General features: G+C 70.0%; 18 protein-coding genes. 7 read left to right on the forward strand and 11 right to left on the reverse strand.

Translation table 11 applies throughout. From position 1 onward, the window contains the following. Nucleotides 1-69: 69 nt before the first annotated feature. A complete protein-coding gene (locus HPO96_RS26450; RefSeq protein WP_171677045.1) occupies nt 70-699 on the forward strand; it encodes a TetR/AcrR family transcriptional regulator in 630 nt (209 codons plus the stop codon). After that, nucleotides 689-1,801, forward strand: a complete 1,113-nt coding sequence (locus HPO96_RS26455; protein ID WP_171677046.1) for a trans-sulfuration enzyme family protein — start codon at nt 689-691, stop codon at nt 1,799-1,801. The genes HPO96_RS26450 and HPO96_RS26455 overlap by 11 nt, the downstream gene beginning before the upstream one ends. On the opposite strand, the gene HPO96_RS26460 is transcribed toward HPO96_RS26455, so the two are convergent. Together HPO96_RS26460 and HPO96_RS26465 are read right to left on the reverse strand one after the other, a co-directional pair. Beyond that, complete coding sequence (locus HPO96_RS26460; RefSeq protein WP_171677047.1) at nt 1,785-2,951, reverse strand: MFS transporter; 1,167 nt, start codon at nt 2,949-2,951, stop codon at nt 1,785-1,787. The genes HPO96_RS26455 and HPO96_RS26460 overlap by 17 nt on opposite strands. Beyond that, complete coding sequence (locus HPO96_RS26465) at nt 2,948-3,736, reverse strand: DeoR/GlpR family DNA-binding transcription regulator (protein ID WP_202886450.1); 789 nt, start codon at nt 3,734-3,736, stop codon at nt 2,948-2,950. The genes HPO96_RS26460 and HPO96_RS26465 overlap by 4 nt, the downstream gene beginning before the upstream one ends. Nucleotides 3,737-3,767: 31 nt before the next feature. Between HPO96_RS26465 and HPO96_RS26470 the strand changes: the two genes are divergently transcribed. Genes HPO96_RS26470 through HPO96_RS26480 form a run of 3 tightly spaced genes read left to right on the forward strand, consistent with a single transcriptional unit; the run spans nt 3,768 to nt 6,380 of the window. Continuing rightward, nucleotides 3,768-4,943 (forward strand): MFS transporter, encoded by a 1,176-nt coding sequence (locus tag HPO96_RS26470; RefSeq protein WP_337796818.1) that lies wholly within the window; start codon nt 3,768-3,770, stop codon nt 4,941-4,943. A gap of 10 nt (nt 4,944-4,953) precedes the next feature. Then, nucleotides 4,954-5,199 carry a hypothetical protein gene (locus HPO96_RS26475; RefSeq protein ID WP_171677049.1) on the forward strand — a complete coding sequence of 82 codons (246 nt, stop codon included), beginning with the start codon at nt 4,954-4,956 and terminating at the stop codon, nt 5,197-5,199. 2 nt (nt 5,200-5,201) lie between these two features. Next, nucleotides 5,202-6,380: an MFS transporter gene (locus HPO96_RS26480; protein ID WP_202886451.1), complete on the forward strand. Its 1,179-nt coding sequence runs from the start codon at nt 5,202-5,204 to the stop codon at nt 6,378-6,380. A 206-nt stretch (nt 6,381-6,586) separates the two neighbouring features. Here the strand turns inward: HPO96_RS26480 and HPO96_RS26485 are convergent, their stop codons facing one another. The 6 genes from HPO96_RS26485 to HPO96_RS26510 form a co-directional block, all read right to left on the reverse strand. Continuing rightward, a complete protein-coding gene (locus HPO96_RS26485; RefSeq protein WP_171677050.1) occupies nt 6,587-6,835 on the reverse strand; it encodes a hypothetical protein in 249 nt (82 codons plus the stop codon). Between the two features lie 12 nt (nt 6,836-6,847). Beyond that, nucleotides 6,848-7,855, reverse strand: a complete 1,008-nt coding sequence (locus HPO96_RS26490; RefSeq protein WP_171677051.1) for a sugar phosphate isomerase/epimerase family protein — start codon at nt 7,853-7,855, stop codon at nt 6,848-6,850. Between the two features lie 32 nt (nt 7,856-7,887). Continuing rightward, nucleotides 7,888-8,970 (reverse strand): Gfo/Idh/MocA family protein, encoded by a 1,083-nt coding sequence (locus HPO96_RS26495; protein ID WP_337796819.1) that lies wholly within the window; start codon nt 8,968-8,970, stop codon nt 7,888-7,890. A 92-nt stretch (nt 8,971-9,062) separates the two neighbouring features. Next, a complete protein-coding gene (locus HPO96_RS26500; protein WP_171677053.1) occupies nt 9,063-9,968 on the reverse strand; it encodes an aminoglycoside phosphotransferase family protein in 906 nt (301 codons plus the stop codon). After that, nucleotides 9,965-10,966, reverse strand: a complete 1,002-nt coding sequence (locus HPO96_RS26505) for an NAD(P)H-dependent glycerol-3-phosphate dehydrogenase (RefSeq protein WP_171677054.1) — start codon at nt 10,964-10,966, stop codon at nt 9,965-9,967. The genes HPO96_RS26500 and HPO96_RS26505 overlap by 4 nt, the downstream gene beginning before the upstream one ends. After that, nucleotides 10,963-11,733, reverse strand: a complete 771-nt coding sequence (locus HPO96_RS26510; protein ID WP_171677055.1) for a lysophospholipid acyltransferase family protein — start codon at nt 11,731-11,733, stop codon at nt 10,963-10,965. The genes HPO96_RS26505 and HPO96_RS26510 overlap by 4 nt, the downstream gene beginning before the upstream one ends. A 16-nt stretch (nt 11,734-11,749) precedes the next feature. Between HPO96_RS26510 and cofC the strand changes: the two genes are divergently transcribed. Beyond that, nucleotides 11,750-12,421 (forward strand): 2-phospho-L-lactate guanylyltransferase, encoded by a 672-nt coding sequence (gene cofC, locus HPO96_RS26515; protein ID WP_171677056.1) that lies wholly within the window; start codon nt 11,750-11,752, stop codon nt 12,419-12,421. Nucleotides 12,422-12,435: 14 nt separating this feature from the next. Then, nucleotides 12,436-12,642, forward strand: coding sequence for a hypothetical protein (locus tag HPO96_RS26520; protein WP_171677057.1), 207 nt, complete (start codon nt 12,436-12,438; stop codon nt 12,640-12,642). Nucleotides 12,643-12,728: 86 nt separating this feature from the next. Here the strand turns inward: HPO96_RS26520 and HPO96_RS26525 are convergent, their stop codons facing one another. The 3 genes from HPO96_RS26525 to leuD all read right to left on the reverse strand — a co-directional run bounded on the left by HPO96_RS26525 (nt 12,729) and on the right by leuD (nt 15,465). After that, entirely contained in the window at nt 12,729-13,313 is a 585-nt protein-coding gene (locus tag HPO96_RS26525) for an HU family DNA-binding protein (protein ID WP_171677058.1), read from the reverse strand. A gap of 156 nt (nt 13,314-13,469) precedes the next feature. Further along, nucleotides 13,470-14,618, reverse strand: coding sequence for a magnesium/cobalt transporter CorA (gene corA, locus HPO96_RS26530; RefSeq protein ID WP_171677059.1), 1,149 nt, complete (start codon nt 14,616-14,618; stop codon nt 13,470-13,472). A gap of 247 nt (nt 14,619-14,865) precedes the next feature. Beyond that, complete coding sequence (gene leuD / locus HPO96_RS26535) at nt 14,866-15,465, reverse strand: 3-isopropylmalate dehydratase small subunit (RefSeq protein ID WP_171677060.1); 600 nt, start codon at nt 15,463-15,465, stop codon at nt 14,866-14,868. Nucleotides 15,466-15,468 lie beyond the last annotated feature (3 nt).

Below are 15,468 nucleotides of genomic sequence, written 5' to 3' on the forward strand. Positions count from 1 at the left end.
GACTGCAGTTGCTGTTCAGCAGTAACTACCGGAGAGTCGCGACCCGGTACTCTGCCCGCGGAGGTGGCTATGGGACTGCGTGAGCTGAAGCGGGAGCGCACCCGCCGGTTGATCGCGGACAAGGCGTTCGAGCTGTTCACCGATCACGGCTTCGGCCGGACGACGGTCGAGCAGATCGCCGCCGCCGCGGAGGTCGGCCCGAGCACGCTCTACCGCTACTTCCCGACCAAGGAGACGCTCGTCCTCGAGTTCGTCGAGGACTGCCTGATGGGCGCCGTCGCCTGGTTCCGCGAGCAGCCCGAGGGCGAGCTGCCCGACGCGCTCCAGGCCGTCATCGAGCGCGTGCTGGCCGAGCTCGAACGCAACCCCGACCGAGTCCGCGCCGTCTTCGAGCTGGCCGAACAGACGCCGTCCGTCAGCGCCCACCTGAGCGAGCTGATCTGGAGCTTCCGCAACAAACTCGCCGACGAACTCGTCCGCCGCCTCACCGGCCTCGACCCCCAGTGCGCCGAGTTCACCGCCGCACTCTCGGCCGGCACGGTGATGAACATCATCGAAACCGTCGTCCGCATGTGGGTCGACGACCCGGCCGGGACCGAGCCTCTCGAACTGGCCTGCCAGGCAATGAGCCTGCTGCGCGGCGGCGGCATCCCGATGCCGTCGGTGGGCTCGGGCGACAATGCTCCGTATGGCCCCTGAACTCGATCCGTCCACTGTTGTTGTCCACGCCGGTCGGCCGGAGCGGGTGCCGAACGCGCCGGTCAGTGATTCGCCGGTGTTCAGCGCGACGTACGTGGCTGGTGGCGATCGGGGGTACGGGCGGTTCGGGAACGATGCGTGGACGGCGTTCGAGGAGACGTTGGGGGCGCTTGAGGGCGGGCGTGGGCTGACGTTCGCGTCGGGGATGGCGGCGGTTGCGGCTGTTTGCGATCTGGTACCGGTGGGCGGCCGGGTGGTTGCGCCGATCCATGCGTACTCCGGTGTGCTCGCGCTGCTCGACCAGCAGGCGGCGACCGGGCGCGTCGTCGTCGAGCGGGTCGATATCGCGGATACCGCGGCCGTCGCGCAAGCCGTCGCCGGGGCGAATCTGTTGTGGGTCGAGTCGCCGACGAACCCGGCGATGGAGGTTGCCGATCTGCCGGCGATCGCGGCCGCTGGGCGGGCGGCCGGAGCGACCGTGGTCGTCGACAACACGTTCGCCACTCCCCTGTTGCAGCAGCCGCTGCGGATGGGCGCGGACATCGTGATGCACTCGGCGACCAAGTTCATCTCCGGGCATTCGGACGTCGTCCTCGGCGCGGTCCTCACCGCGGACGACGAGCTGTGGTCGGCGCTCGAGCTGCGGCGCCGCAGCCTCGGCGCGATTCCCGGCCCGATGGAGGCCTGGCTCGGGCTCCGCGGGCTGCGCACACTGGCGCTGCGGCTGGAGCGCGCCCAGGCCAACGCGGCCTTCTTGGCCGAGCGTCTGCTCGCCCATCCGCGGGTCAGCCGCGTCCGCTACCCGGGTCTGCCCGATGACCCGGGCCACGCCCGCGCGAAGGCGCAGATGTCCGGTTTCGGCGCGATCCTGTCGTTCGAGCTCGGCGGGGACGCCGAGTACGCGCAGCGGGTCTGTGAAAGCACCGAGCTGTGGGTGCACGCGACCAGCCTGGGCGGCGTCGAGTCGCTGCTGGAGCGACGCCGCCGCTGGCCGATCGAGGTGCCGACGATCCCGGACGACCTGATCCGGCTGTCGGTCGGGATCGAGCACCCGGTCGACCTGTGGGCCGATCTGGAGCAGGCGCTCAGGACCGCTGTTTGAGGATGTTCCCGCCGAGGAACGTCAGCACGCAGAGCGCCAGCGGCAGGATGAACGCGAGGTTCAGCGGCATCCAGTGCGCGAGCCCGCCGATCAAGGCCGGCCCGGCGAGCAGACCGACGTACCCGAGGCCGACGACGCGGGCCATCAGCGCGCCGGCCGCCCGCGGGTCGAGGTTGCCGGCCGCGGTGAACAGCTGCGGGACGCCGCCGGCCAGGCCGAGGCCGAACAACGCCCAGCCGACCAGCGCGACCGGAACCCACGGGACCACGATGACGACGGTCAGACCGACCGCGGCCAGCGCGGCGCCGTACCGGACGATGGCGGCCGGGCCGACGACGGCCGCGACCCGGTCGGTGAGGAACCGACCGACGGTCATCGCGACCGCGAACGCGCCGTACGCGTAGGCCGCCGTACTCACCGAGGTGCCGAGGACGTCGCGGAAGTGCAGCGCGGCCCAGTCGTTCGCGACGCCCTCGGAGAGCATCAGCCCGAACGCGAGCCCGCCGAGCGCCCAGACCAGCTTCGCCGGCGGCTTGGCCCGCTCCTCCGGCGCCTCCTGCTCGGCGGCCGGCTCATCGGCCTCCAGCAAGAACCGCCCAGCCGCCAACGCGATCACGATGCACAGGACGCCGGCCGCGCTCAGCGTGCCCTGCGTCGGGACGTCGGCGCGCAGCGTGGCCGCGCCGATCAGCGCGGCGATCGCGCCGCCGATCGACCAGACCGCATGGAACGACGCCATGATCGGCCGCGGGTAACCGCGTTCGACGACGACGGCCTGGGCGTTCATGCCGACGTCGATCGAGCCGTTGCCGAAGCCGAGCGCGATCAGCGCGAGCCCGAGCGTCCACCAACTGTCGGCCAGGCCGGGTGCGAACAACGAGATACCGAGCAGGACGCCGGCCGCGGGCACGAGCCGGCGTTGGCCGATCCGGTCGACGAGCGGCCCGGCGACCTGCATACCGATGAAGGCGGCGCCGCCGAGGACGAGCAGCAGCAGACCGAGCGTGCTGTGCGTGATCCCGGTGGCGTGCTCGATGCTGGGGATGTGGACGACCCACATGCCGACGGCGAAGCCGTTCAGGCCGAAGTACAGCCAGGTGGCGACGCGGGCCGCGCGGGGCGGGGCGGTGGGCAGATCGATGGCGGTCACGAAGGCTCCACAACTTCGACCAGCGTGCCGCGCTGCGCGAGCAACGTGCGCTGGTCCTCGGGGGCGGACGGGTCGGTGATGATCAGGTCGGGCCGGTCGACCGGGCAGACGTGGGCGAGCGCGGCGCGGTCCCACTTGGCGCCGTCGGCGAGCACGATCGAGCGGCTCGCGACGGCCATCGCGGTCTGTTTGACCTCGGCGTCCCCGAGGTCGAACGCGGTCAGCCCGGCGTCCAGGCTGAGCGCGCAGGGGCTGAGGACGGCGATGTCGAAGCGCAGGGCGCGCAGCGAGGCCACGGTCAGCGGGCCGACCAGCGACAGCTCGCCCTTGCGGGCCTCGCCGCCGGGCATCAGCAGCCGGACGCGCGGCGCGTCGGCCAGCTCATGTGCGACCTGCAGCGACAGCGGCATCACCGTCACCGCGCGCTGCTGCAGCAGCCGGGCGACTTCGAGCGCCGTCGTCCCGCTGTCCAGCACGATCGTCTGACCGTCCTCGACGTGCGCGACGGCGGCCCGCGCGATCGCCTGCTTGGCGGCGAGCGCGGCCTGGGCGCGCAGCGAGTACGGCGGCTCGACTCCGGACGGCATCGCGGGCACGGCGCCGCCGTGCACCCGCTTGAGGACGCCCTGCGCGGCCAGGAAGTCGAGGTCGCGGCGGATCGTCATATCCGACGACTCGGTCACCTCCACCAGCTCCTGGACAGTGATTCGTTGTGCGCCCCGCAGTCGTTCTACGATCACTTGATGCCGTTCTGCACTTCTCACGTGCAAAAAACTACCATCCATCTGATCGTTCGAACAGATTGATTGTTTACTTGTGGCTGACGACACCCGCCTGATCACCCGCTCCCGGTACGCCGTGGCCGCCGTCTTCCTGGTCCACGGATCGGTCACCGGGTCGTTCGCGACCCGCGTGCCCTGGATCCAGGAGCACTCCGGCGTCTCCGCCGGCCAGCTCGGCCTCGCGCTCGCCTTCCCCGCGCTGGGCGCGGCGCTGATGATGCCGCTGGCCGCCCGGGTCAGCCACCGCCTCGGCACCCGGACGGCGCTGCGCGTCCTGCTCGCGCTCTGGACGCTCAGCCTGGTGCTGCCCGCCCTGGCGCCCAACCTGCTGACGCTCTGCGCCGCCTTGTTCGTGTACGGCGGCACCGCCGGGATGGCCGATGTCGCGATGAACGCGCTCGGCGTCGAAGTCGAACATCGGCTGAAGAAATCGATCATGTCCGGGCTGCACGGGATGTGGAGTGTCGGCGCCCTGGTCGGCTCCGCGATCGGCACGGTCGCGGCCCACGCCGGCATCAGCGCGCAGGCGCATCACCTGGCCGCGGCGATCGTGCTCACCATCGCCGGGCTCGCGGTCTGCCAGTTCGTGCTCAACATCCATCCGGAGGAGGACGAGGAGCCGCCCGCGCGGTTCACGCTGCCGCCGCGCTCGGCGTTGCTGATCGGCGCGGTCGGGTTCTGCGCGGTCTTCGCCGAGGGCGCCAGCCTGGACTGGTCGGCCGTCTACCTGCGCGACATCCTCGGCAGCTCCCCCGGCGTCGCCGCCGGCGCGACCACCGGCTTCGCGCTGACGATGGCGATCGCCCGCCTCACCGGCGACGCGATCATCGACCGGTTCGGCGCCGTCCGGACGGTCCGGACCAGCGGCGTGATCGCAGTGATCGGCGGCCTGCTGGTGGTCCTCGCGCCGAACGCGGTGGCGGCGATGGCCGGGTTCGGGCTGATCGGGATCGGCGTGGCGGTCGCCGTACCGCTGGCCTTTGTCGCTGCGGCGCGCAGTGGTTCGAACGCATCGCAAGCCATCGCTGGTGTTGCCACGATCACCTACGCGTCAGGCCTGGTCGCGCCGTCGATCATCGGCGGGATCGCGCAAGCCAGCAACCTGACTGTCTCGTTCGTCGTCGTCACCGTCCTGACCGTCGCCCTGGCCGTCTTCGCCCCGGTACTGCGCACCACCGGCGGTCGGCTACCTGCGGACAAGTCGCATTAGAGTGCCAGGTATGAGTGATCGGGAACGGCGGATCGAGCGAATCCACACGATCCGCCGGCGACTGGACCTGGGCACGAGCCTCCTGATCATGTTGCCGATCGGGTTCGCGCTCAAGGCGTTCGGACACGGGCTCTGGATCACGCTGGGGATTCCGCTGGGCGTGATCGCCCTGTTGTGGATCGTGTACGCGTTACTCGGATTGCTGCTCCCGAAGGGTCAGCGATACACACCTGCCTCCGACTGGGATCCGATGTAGCCGTGTCGGCTCAACGGCGCGTTGCGCTGGTCACGGCGACCGCGTTCCTGGTCGCGCTCAGCCTGCGGCCCGCACTCACCGCGGTCGGGCCGCTGCTCCCGCGGATCGGCCTGGACGAGAACCTCGGCGAAGCGGCCCAAGGGCTGCTCGGCACGTTGCCGCTGCTCGCGTTCGCGGTCGCCTCGCCGCTGGTGCATTTCGCCTCGAAGCGCTTCGGGATGGAGCGCGCCGTACTGGTGTCGCTGCTCGTCCTGGCCGTCGCGGCCGCTGCCCGGCCCTACACCGGCATCGCCGGGCTGTGGGTCGGGACGGCCGTGGTCGGCGCCGCGATCGCTGTCGGGAACGTCCTCGTCCCGGTGATCATCAAGCGGGACTACGCCGCCCACGTCTCGCGCGCGACCGGCGTCTACACCGCCTTCATCACCGGCGGCGCGGCGATCGCCTCGATCGTCGCCGTCCCGATCGCGGACGCCGCCGACTGGCGACTCTCGCTGGCGATCTGGGGCGGGTTCGCGGTGCTGATCGCGCTCGTCTGGCTGCCGCGCTCACTCCACCCGGCGCCCGCGCCCGCACCACGCGCGGACGACGAGGCCGCGCCGGTCAGCGTGTGGCGGCAGCCGATGGCATGGCTGGTGACCGGCTTCATGGGCCTGCAGTCGACCAGCTTCTACCTCCTGGTGAACTGGCTGCCCACGATCGAGATCTCGACCGGCGTCTCGGAGCGCACCGCCGGCGTCCACCTGTTCCTGTTCCAGGGCTTCGGCCTGATCGGCGGCCTGACGATCCCCCGGCTGTTGAAGAACCCGGTCAGCCAGCGAGCAGGCGCCGTCACCGCCAGCGTGCCGATCCTCGTCGCCCTGCTCGGCCTCCTCGCCGCCCCGCAACTGGCCCTCGTCTGGGCGATGATCGCCGGCCTAGGCCAAGGCGCCGCCCTCGTCGCCGCCCTCACCCTCATCAGCCTCCGCGGCCGCACCCCCCACGAAACCACCCAACTCTCCGGCATGGCCCAGTCAGTCGGCTACCTCCTGGCCGCCGCCGGCCCAGTCCTAGCCGGCTCCCTCACCGAACAAACCGGCACCTGGCAAACAACCCTGATCGTCTTCGCGGCTCTGTCCACCCTCCAGATCGCCCTAGCCGTCGCCGCCGGCCGCGACTACCGCCCCACCCGTTTGCTGGGCTGACCCACCCCCACCCAGGTCGGCCAACCGCCTGCACCTAGCCCACCCACCCTTTGCCACGCCCACCCACCAAACACCCCGCTCCCGACCCGTTTGCTGGGCTGACCCAGGTGTTTGGTGGGCCGGCCCTGGCGCGAGTGGGTGAGCCAAGCGCCTGCGGGTGGCCCACCCACCGTCTGATGGGCTGGCCCGGCGGAGGGGTGCGGTGGTCAGAGGAGGTTGGACAGGACGTCGGCGGCTTCGGCGTAGCCGGCGTCTGCGATGCGCTGGAGTTCCAGGAGGTCCTTGGCGGTGGCGGCGCGGCGGGTCAGATGCTCGCCGGCGCGGTCGTTGCCCTCGTCGAGCAGCTCGTTCAGCGCGTCCAGATCGGAGCGCTGGTCGGCGAGGTCGGCAAGCTTGTCCATCGCCTGCTCGTTACCCTCGTCGGCCAGCGCCCGGAGTGTGTCCCAATCGGTCATACGACCGAGTATCTACTTGTCGGTGGCGAAGGCGGCGTCGAAGGCGGCGGCGGGTTTGTCGAAGGCGAGGGCGCGGATGACGTTGACGGCTTCGGCGGCGCCGACCTTGCGCTCCATGCCGGCGTCCTCCCACTCGACCGAGATCGGGCCGGTGTAGCCGATCGAGTTCAGCACGCGGAAGCAGTCCTCCCACTGGACGTCGCCGTGGCCGGTGGAGTAGAAGTCCCAGCCGCGGCGCGGGTCGCCCCAGGGCAGGTGCGAGCCCAGGCGGCCGTTACGGCCACCGCCGACGCGCATCCGGGTGTCCTTGCAGTCGACGTGGTAGATCCGGTCCTTGAAGTCCCAGAGGAAGGCGGCCGGGTCGATGTCCTGCCAGACCATGTGCGACGGGTCCCAGTTCAGGCCGAACGCCGGGCGGTGGTCGACAGCCTCCAGCGCGAGGGTCGTCGTCCAGTAGTCGTAGGCGATCTCCGACGGGTGCACCTCGTGCGCGAACCGGACACCCTCGGCGTCGAACACGTCGAGGATCGGGTTCCACCGGTCGGCGAAGTCCTGGTAGCCGGCCGCGATCGTCTCCGCGGGAACCGGCGGGAACATCGCGACGTACTGCCAGATCGAGGAGCCGGTGAAGCCGATGACGGTGTCCACACCCAGCTTGCGCGCGGCCCGGGCGGTGTTCTTCAAGTCCTCGGCCGCGCGCTGCCGGACCCCCTCGCCGTCGCCGTCGCCCCAGATCCGGGACGGGACGATCGCCTGGTGCCGGAAGTCGATCGGGTTGTCGCAGACCGCCTGGCCGACCAGGTGGTTGGAGATCGCGAAGACCTCCAGGTTGTACTTGGCGAGGATGTCCTTGCGGGTCTGGACGTAAGAGTCGTCGTCGATCGCCTGCTGGACGTCGAAGTGGTCGCCGGAGCAGGCGATCTCCACCCCGTCGTACCCGGCCTCCGACGCGAACTGGCAAACCTCCTCGAACGGCAGGTCGGCCCACTGACCGGTGAACAACGTGATCGGGCGTGGCATGACGGGCTCCTTGTTAAGCGATGATCCAGGCGTTAAACGGTGGTCCAGGCACTGTCGGCGGCGGCCGAGCGCAGTACGGCGTCGACCAGCTGCGCGGAGCGCGCACCGGCGGCGAAATCGGGCAGACCGTCCGGGCGGTCCCCCAGGACGGCGGCGTAGCTGTCGGCCACGAACGAGTCGAACGCGTCCTGGTAGCCCTGCGCGTGCCCCGCGGGCAGCCGGTTGACGCGAGCGGCGTCCGGGCTGAGCGTGTCGGGGTCGCGGGTCAGCAGCTGGGCGGCGGCGCGCTTGCCGAGCCAGAGGCGGTCCGGGTCCTCCTGGTCGAAGCCGAAGCTCGACTCGGTGCCCGAGACTTCCAGGTACAGGCGGTTCTTCCGCCCGGCCGCGACCTGGCTGACCACGATCGTGCCCACGACCCCAGCTTCGGTGCGGAATTGCGCGGTGGCCAAGTCCTCGGTGCGAACGGCCTTGCCGCCGCGCTCGGCCCGGACGGTCCGCAGCTGGGCGCTGATCGCGCTGATCCGATCGCCGGTGACGAACTCGGTCAGGTCGCACCAGTGTGAGCCGATGTCGGCGAACGTCCGCGACGGACCACCGGTCTCGTCGTCGACCCGCCAGTTCTGGTCGTCCGCTCCGGCCAGCCAGTCCTGCAGGTAGGAGCCGTGCAGGCTCGTGATGACGCCCGCCTCGCCCGCGGCGATCCGCGCGCGCAGCTCCCGCACCATCGGGTGGTAGCGGTAGACGAACGGCACCGAGCCGACCAGACCGGCCTCGTGCGCGGCGGCCTGCAGACCGGTCGCATCGGCCACCGACGTCGCCAGCGGCTTCTCGCAGACGACGTGCTTACCGGCCGCGAGCGCCTGCAGCGTCACCTCACGGTGGGTGTTGTTCGGCGTACAGACATGGATGACGTCGACCTCGGGCAGCAGCTCATCGAGTGTCGCGTACCCGCGCTCGGCCCCGGAGGCCTCGGCCGCCGCCTCGGCGCGGGCCGGGCTGGAGCCCACCGCGCCGACGATCCGGGCGCCGGCGACCAGCGCCGACCTCCCGTGCACACGGCCCATGAAACCGCCGCCGACGATCCCGACCTTGAGCTTTTCCGCACTGGTGGCCACGTCGCAGGACGCTATGTGACACTTTTGAACCCTGTCAAGCAAAAGTCCAGCCGCGGACGACGGAAGTCCCCAGTCGTTGCCTTCGGCCACCATCAGCGCCAGCTGACGGCCAGCTCCTCGAGTGTCCGCAGGATCGGGTCCAGCGGCTGGCCGCGCCGGTTCGTCCCGGCGCCGAACCGGCGGCCCCAGTACGTCGTCCGCACCAGCTCGAGCTGGATCCACCGCCCCGCCCGCGCCGGGTCGAGCTCGGCCGCCTCGCAATACGCCGCCAGCTCGCGCAAGAGGCCCGCCTTCAGATCGCCGTGCACGAGCACCAGCGTCCGGGCCTTCAGGAACGTGACCGCGTCGTACGCCGGATCGCCGATCAAGCCCTTCGGATCGACGGCCAGCCAGGGTTCGCGATCCGCGCGCAGGATGTTCCGATGGTGCAGATCACCGTGAATCACCACCTCAGGCTGCACGCGCACCACGTCGTCGATCGCCGCCAGCGCGCCCTCGACCACCGCATCCGGCAGCAGCCCCGCAAACTCAGCCGCGTTCTGCTGCAGCTCCGCGGCCCACTCATCGGCCTGGTCCTGTAGCCGCGGCAGCCCCGCCACCGCCGGGATCGCCAGCCGACGACTCATCTGCCCGCCGACCACCGCGACGTCGGCATCGGAGTCGCAGAGCGTCAGCTGCTGCGCACGCTCCAGCAGCATCGCGTAATCGGCGTCCGACCGTTCGTACAGGTGGACGGCGCCCCGGCCCTGCCAAGCGGCGTACGCATCGGGCTCGTGCACGTTGCCCGGGTGGGTGAACGACACCTTCAGCACCAACGGCTCACCGGCCCGGCGGACCGGCACGATCACGCCGACCTCGCCGTGCATCCAGTCGCCGTCCGGCACGCAGTCCCAGCGATCGATCAGCCCGGCGACGATGCCGGGCAGCCGATCCAGCCACGCGCGCCCGCGCTCACCTTCGCGATCGACAGTCGCCTGCGCGAAGGCCGCGGGGATCACCAGCGCTCCGCCTTGGCCGATCGCGAGACCAGGCTGAACAACATGTCCTTCGGAGTCATCTCTCCGGCAACGACCTTCGTGACGTGCTCTGCGATCGGCATCTCGACATCATGCCGGTGCGCCAGCTCACTGATCGACGAGCAGGACTTCACGCCCTCGGCCACCTGCCGGGTCGCGCCGGCGATCTCGGCGACCGTCATGCCCTGGCCGAGTTTCTCGCCGAACGTCCGGTTCCGCGACAGCGGCGACGAGCAGGTGGCGACCAGATCGCCGAGCCCGGCCAGGCCGGAGAACGTGTGCTCGTCGGCGCCCAGCGCCGCACCCAGCCGCGCGGTCTCGGCCAGCCCGCGCGTGATCACCGACGCCCGCGCGTTGTCGCCGAAGCCGAAGCCGACTGCCATCCCGACCGCGAGCGCGATCACGTTCTTGGTCGCGCCGCCGAGCTCGCAGCCGATCACGTCCGTGTTCGTGTACGGCCGGAACGCGCCCGAGTGACACAGCTTCTGCAACCGGTTCGCCGTCCCCTCGTCAGCACACGCGACCACCGCGGCCGCGGGCTGGCCTTCGGCGATCTCCCGCGCGAGGTTCGGCCCGGAGACGACCGCGATCCGCTCCGGCCCGGCGCCGGTCAGCTCCGCGATCACCTCGGACATCCGCAACGTCGTCCCGACCTCGACGCCCTTCATCAAACTCACCAGCGGTACGGCGCTCGGCAGCACATCGGCCCAGTCGCGCAGGTTCTCGCGCAGTGACTGACTGGGCACCGCCAGTACGACGGCCTCGGCCCCCTCCGCCGCAGCGGCCGGATCATGAGTCGCGGTGATCGAATCGGCGAGCCTGATCCCCGGCAGGTAGTCGGGATTCTCGTGCTGCGTGTTGATCGCCTCGCACAACGACTCCCGCCGCCCCCACACCGACACCTGGTTCCCCGCGCCGGCCAGCACCGTGGCGAACGCCGTACCCCAGGAACCCGCACCGAACACCGCGACCTTCGTCATTCCTGCTCCTCACTACGCGCTTTGCGGGGATCGAACAACTCCTTGGGCGGGGTCTCACCGCGCAGCTCGCCGAGGGTCTCGGCGAGCGCGGCCATGATCACCTCGGTTGCCTCGTGCAACAGCTGGTTCGTGATCGGCTTCCCCTCGAAGGCGCTCAGGTCGACCGGTTTGCCGGCCCGGGCCTGGACGACCTTGCGCGGCAGCAGGCGGATCCGCAGCTTGCCGGTGTAGGACTGCAGCACCTCCTGAGCGCCCCAGTTCGCGATCGGGATCACCGGCGCCCCGGTCATCAACGCGATCCGGGCCGCGCCGGTCTTACCGGTCATCGGCCACAGGTCGGGGTCCCGGGTGATCGTGCCCTCGGGGTAGACGCCCACGCACTCACCGGCCTCGACCGCGGCGACGGCGTCCCGGAAGGCGTCCGCGGCCTGGGCCGAGCCGCGGTGCACCGGTATCTGGCCGGCGCTGGTGATGATCCGGCCGAGGATCGGCAGTTTGAACAGCGACGCTTTGCCGAGCAGCCGCGGAATCCGGCGGCACTCCCAGATGAAGAAGCCGAGCACGAACGGATCGAAATGCGAGATGTGGTTCGGGACGAAGACCACGCCGCCGGTGCGGGGCATGTTCTCCCGGCCGGTGAACCGCGGTTTGGTGAAGGTCAGCATGAACGGCTTCACGAGAATGACGATCACACCGAACCAGAAACCCCGACGTGGCCTGGGGTCGTCCACTGCTACCTCCTGGTGCTGCTCACTGCCGTACGTCATGGAAGAATCCTGCCTGATGGCAGACCTAAAGGTCGTTCCCTGGATCCTGGCGATCCCGGTGAAGCGTACGGCGATCGCGAAGAGCCGGCTCGCTGCGGCCTACCCGCAGCACCGCCCGGAGCTCGCGCGCGCCTTCGCCGTCGACACTACTGCGGCCGCCCTCGGCTCGGGTCTGGTCCGGGCGGTTCTGGTCGTCACCGACGATCCGGTCGTCGCGGCGGATGTGACCGCCGCCGGTGCGCACGCCGTCCCGGATCTGCCCGCCGCCGGGCTCAACGAGGCCTTGCTGCACGGCGCCGCCGTGGCCGCCGAGCAGTTCCCCGGGCACGGTGTGGCCGCGTTGTCGGCCGATCTCCCGGCCCTGCGCCCGGCCGAGCTGACCGCCGTCCTCGCGGCCTGTACGGCGCCGCGTTCGTTCGTCGTCGACCTGCCCGGCAGCGGTACGACGCTGCTCGCCGCGGCGCCCGGCGTACCCCTCGATCCGCGGTTCGGCGTCGGCTCCGCCCTGGCTCATCAGTCGTCCGGCGCCGTCCCGATCGGCCTGTCCGGGATCGACTCCGTACGCCGAGACGTCGACACGGCAGCCGATCTCGCGCACGCCGTCCAGCTCGGCGTCGGGCCGGCGACCGCTGACGTGATGTCGCTGGTGCTCGGCGCGGCGACCGGCTCCGAAGGTCTCGCCTGCTGAAGTACCGTGGTCACGTGCAAGCCACTGTGAGCAAGTACGACGGCGACACCTTCGCCGGCGCGGTGCTGACCGACACCGGCGTCGAGCTGCCCTTCACCGTGCATGCGATCGCGGACACTCCGGTCCGGCATTTCCGGGTCGGCCAACGCGTTCGGATCGAGACCACCGGTTCCGGCGCGAGCCTCACGATCACCAAGGTGGACTTCGCGACCGTGCTGTAGAAGTTGCCGGGCACAAGCGAAGGCCGGTCACTCCTGGAGTGGAGTAACCGGCCTTCGCTGTTGTTACCGGTGCTGCAGTGCCTCGATCAGCGCGCGGCGCGCTTGGCCGGAGCCTTCTTGGCGGGGGCCTTCTTGGCCGGCGCCTTCTTGGCAACGGTCTTGACCGGAGCGGCCTTCTTGGCCGGCGCCTTCTTGGCGACGGTCTTGGCCGGGGCCTTCTTGGCCACGGTCTTGGCCGGGGCCTTCTTCGCCACGGTCTTGGCCGGCGTCGCCTTCTTGGCGGCGGCGGTCTTGGTCGCCGCGGCCTTGGCCGGAGCAGCCTTCTTGGCCGGGGCGGCCGCCTTGGTGGCGGTCGCGGTGGCCTTCGGCGCGACCAGCTTCGGCAGCTTCTTCGCACCGGAGACGACAGCCTTCAGCTCCGCACCCGCGCGGAACTTGGGGATGACCGTCTTCTTGGCCCGAATGCGCTCGCCGGTGCGCGGGTTGCGCACGACGCGCGCCCCACGCTCGATGGCCTCGAAGGCACCGAAACCGGTGATGGCGACCTTGCCACCCTTTTTGGTCAGCTCGCGCTGGACGGTGTCGATGACCGACTCCAACGCGTGCTGGGCCTGGCGGCGGTTTCCGTCGAAGTGCACTGCGAGCGCTTCGACCAACTGGCTCTTGTTCACTGCTTCCCTCCGTGAACTAGGCGTCGAGCACAGCGCTCGATCTCACAGGAACGTTATGGACTGAACAGGCCGTTGCCAAACACCCACGCGGCAATTCGGCTTGTTTTTGGGCGATTCGGGCCACATTTTCGCCCGAATCGGTGTTCCAGCGAGGTTTCAGAGCCATCCGCGGCGTTTGAAGACCTGATGCAGACCGACGCACACCAAGCCCATCAGGCCGATCGCGAAGGGGTATCCGAGCTGCCAGTGCAGCTCCGGCATGGTGTCGAAGTTCATCCCGTAGACGGTGCCGATCAGGGTCGGCGCGAACAGGATCGCCGCCCAGGCAGAGATCCGCTTCACCTCTTCGCTCTGCTCGCTGCTGGCGATCGTGAGACTCTTCATCTCCTCGTTCTGCTGCTGGGCCACCAGCGTCGCGTTCACGGTCAGGATGTCGCGCAGCAGCTCACGGAAACCGTCGACCTTCTCCACCACCTGGGTCACGTGATCGGCGACATCGCGTAAGTACCGCTGCAGTTCCTCGTCGACGCCGTACTTGTCGAAACCGCCGCGCAACGCCTCCAGCATGCCGACCAGCGGCCGGGTCGCGCGCTGGAACTCGATCACCTCGCGGGACAGCTCGTAGATCCGCCGCGACACCTTGGGATCACCGCGGAAGACCTCGGTCTCGATCTCGTCGATGTCGTTCTCCAGACCGGCTACCACCGGCGCGTAACCGTCGACGACCTTGTCGAGAATCGCGTAGAGCACGGCCTCGGTGCCGAGGTTCAGCAGCTCGGGATCGTGTTCGACCCGGCGCCGGACGGCGGCCAGGTTGGGCGCTTCGGCGTGCCGGACCGTCACCACGAAGTCCGGGCCGACGAACAGGTGCACCTCGCCGAACTCGACCTCCTCGGTCGCGTCCCGGTACCGAGCTGCCTTGAGGACGACGAACAGCGTCTCGCCGTACCGCTCGAGTTTCGGCCGCTGATGGGCCTGGATGGCGTCCTCGACGGCCAGCTCGTGCAGGTCGAACTCCTGGGCCAGCGACGACAGTTCGCGCCGGTCCGGGCGGTACAGGCCGATCCAGGCCATCCCCTGCGGCGCCTTGCGCAGCACGCGATAGGTCTCGGCCAGGGACTCCGGCGAGGCGACCCGGCGGCCGCCGCAGTAGATCGCGCTGTCGACGACGCTGTGCCCCTTGGGCAGGGCGTCGCGCTGCTCACGCGGCTTGTCGGTGACCGGTGTCGGCGGCGGGCCGGCGGCGGCGTGCTTGCGCGCAGCACCCGTGAAAGCACGGAAAGTACGCAGGCGAAGGTCGGACATGGGTCCTCCAGGGTGCGGTGGTACGGGGTGAGGTGACGGCACACGTCTGCCCGACCGCAACTACAGGAGGAGAAGGAGTTCTCGCCTCACACAGGTCGAGCGAGACCGGTATGTCTGGAGGGATCGCTGTTCATCAGCGCCTCACCTCCTCGGTCTCGCAAGCCTTGTTCTGACAACCACGCAAGGGTAACACCAGGGTTATCGCCCACGCCCCGTGAAGTGTTACGTGGGCGACAACCCTGCTGGATCAGGCCTTGGCCGGCAAGGTGGCCGGTTTGAAGGCCAGCCGGGTCGCCTCGTACGCCGAGATGTCGGCCTCGTGCGACAAGGTGATGCCGACGTCGTCGAGACCGTTCAGCAGCCGGTAGCGCGTGTAGTCGTCGATCTCGAACGGCGCCGACAGCTCACCGGCCGAGATGGTCTTGGCCTCCAGGTCGACGGTCACCTTGGTGCCCGGGTCCTGCTCGACGGTGGCCCACAACTGCTCCACGACCTCTTCGGTGACCAGCGCGGCCAGCAGACCCGCCTTCCCGGAGTTGCCGCGGAAGATGTCGCCGAACCGCGCCGAGACGACGACGCGGAAGCCGTAGTCGAGCAGCGCCCAGACCGCGTGCTCACGCGACGACCCGGTGCCGAAGTCCGGCCCGGCGACGAGCACCGAGACGCCGTCGTACTCCGGCTGGTTCAGGACGAACTCGGGGTCGTTGCGCCAGGCAGCGAACAGGCCGTCCTCGAACCCGGTCCGGGTGACCCGCTTCAGGTACACGGCCGGGATGATCTGGTCGGTGTCGACGTTGCTGCGGCGCAGCGGGGCCGCCGTACCGATGTGCTGGGTGAAGGCATCCATGAG

The organism is Kribbella sandramycini (assembly GCF_013131805.1).
Lineage (GTDB): Bacteria > Actinomycetota > Actinomycetes > Propionibacteriales > Kribbellaceae > Kribbella > Kribbella sandramycini.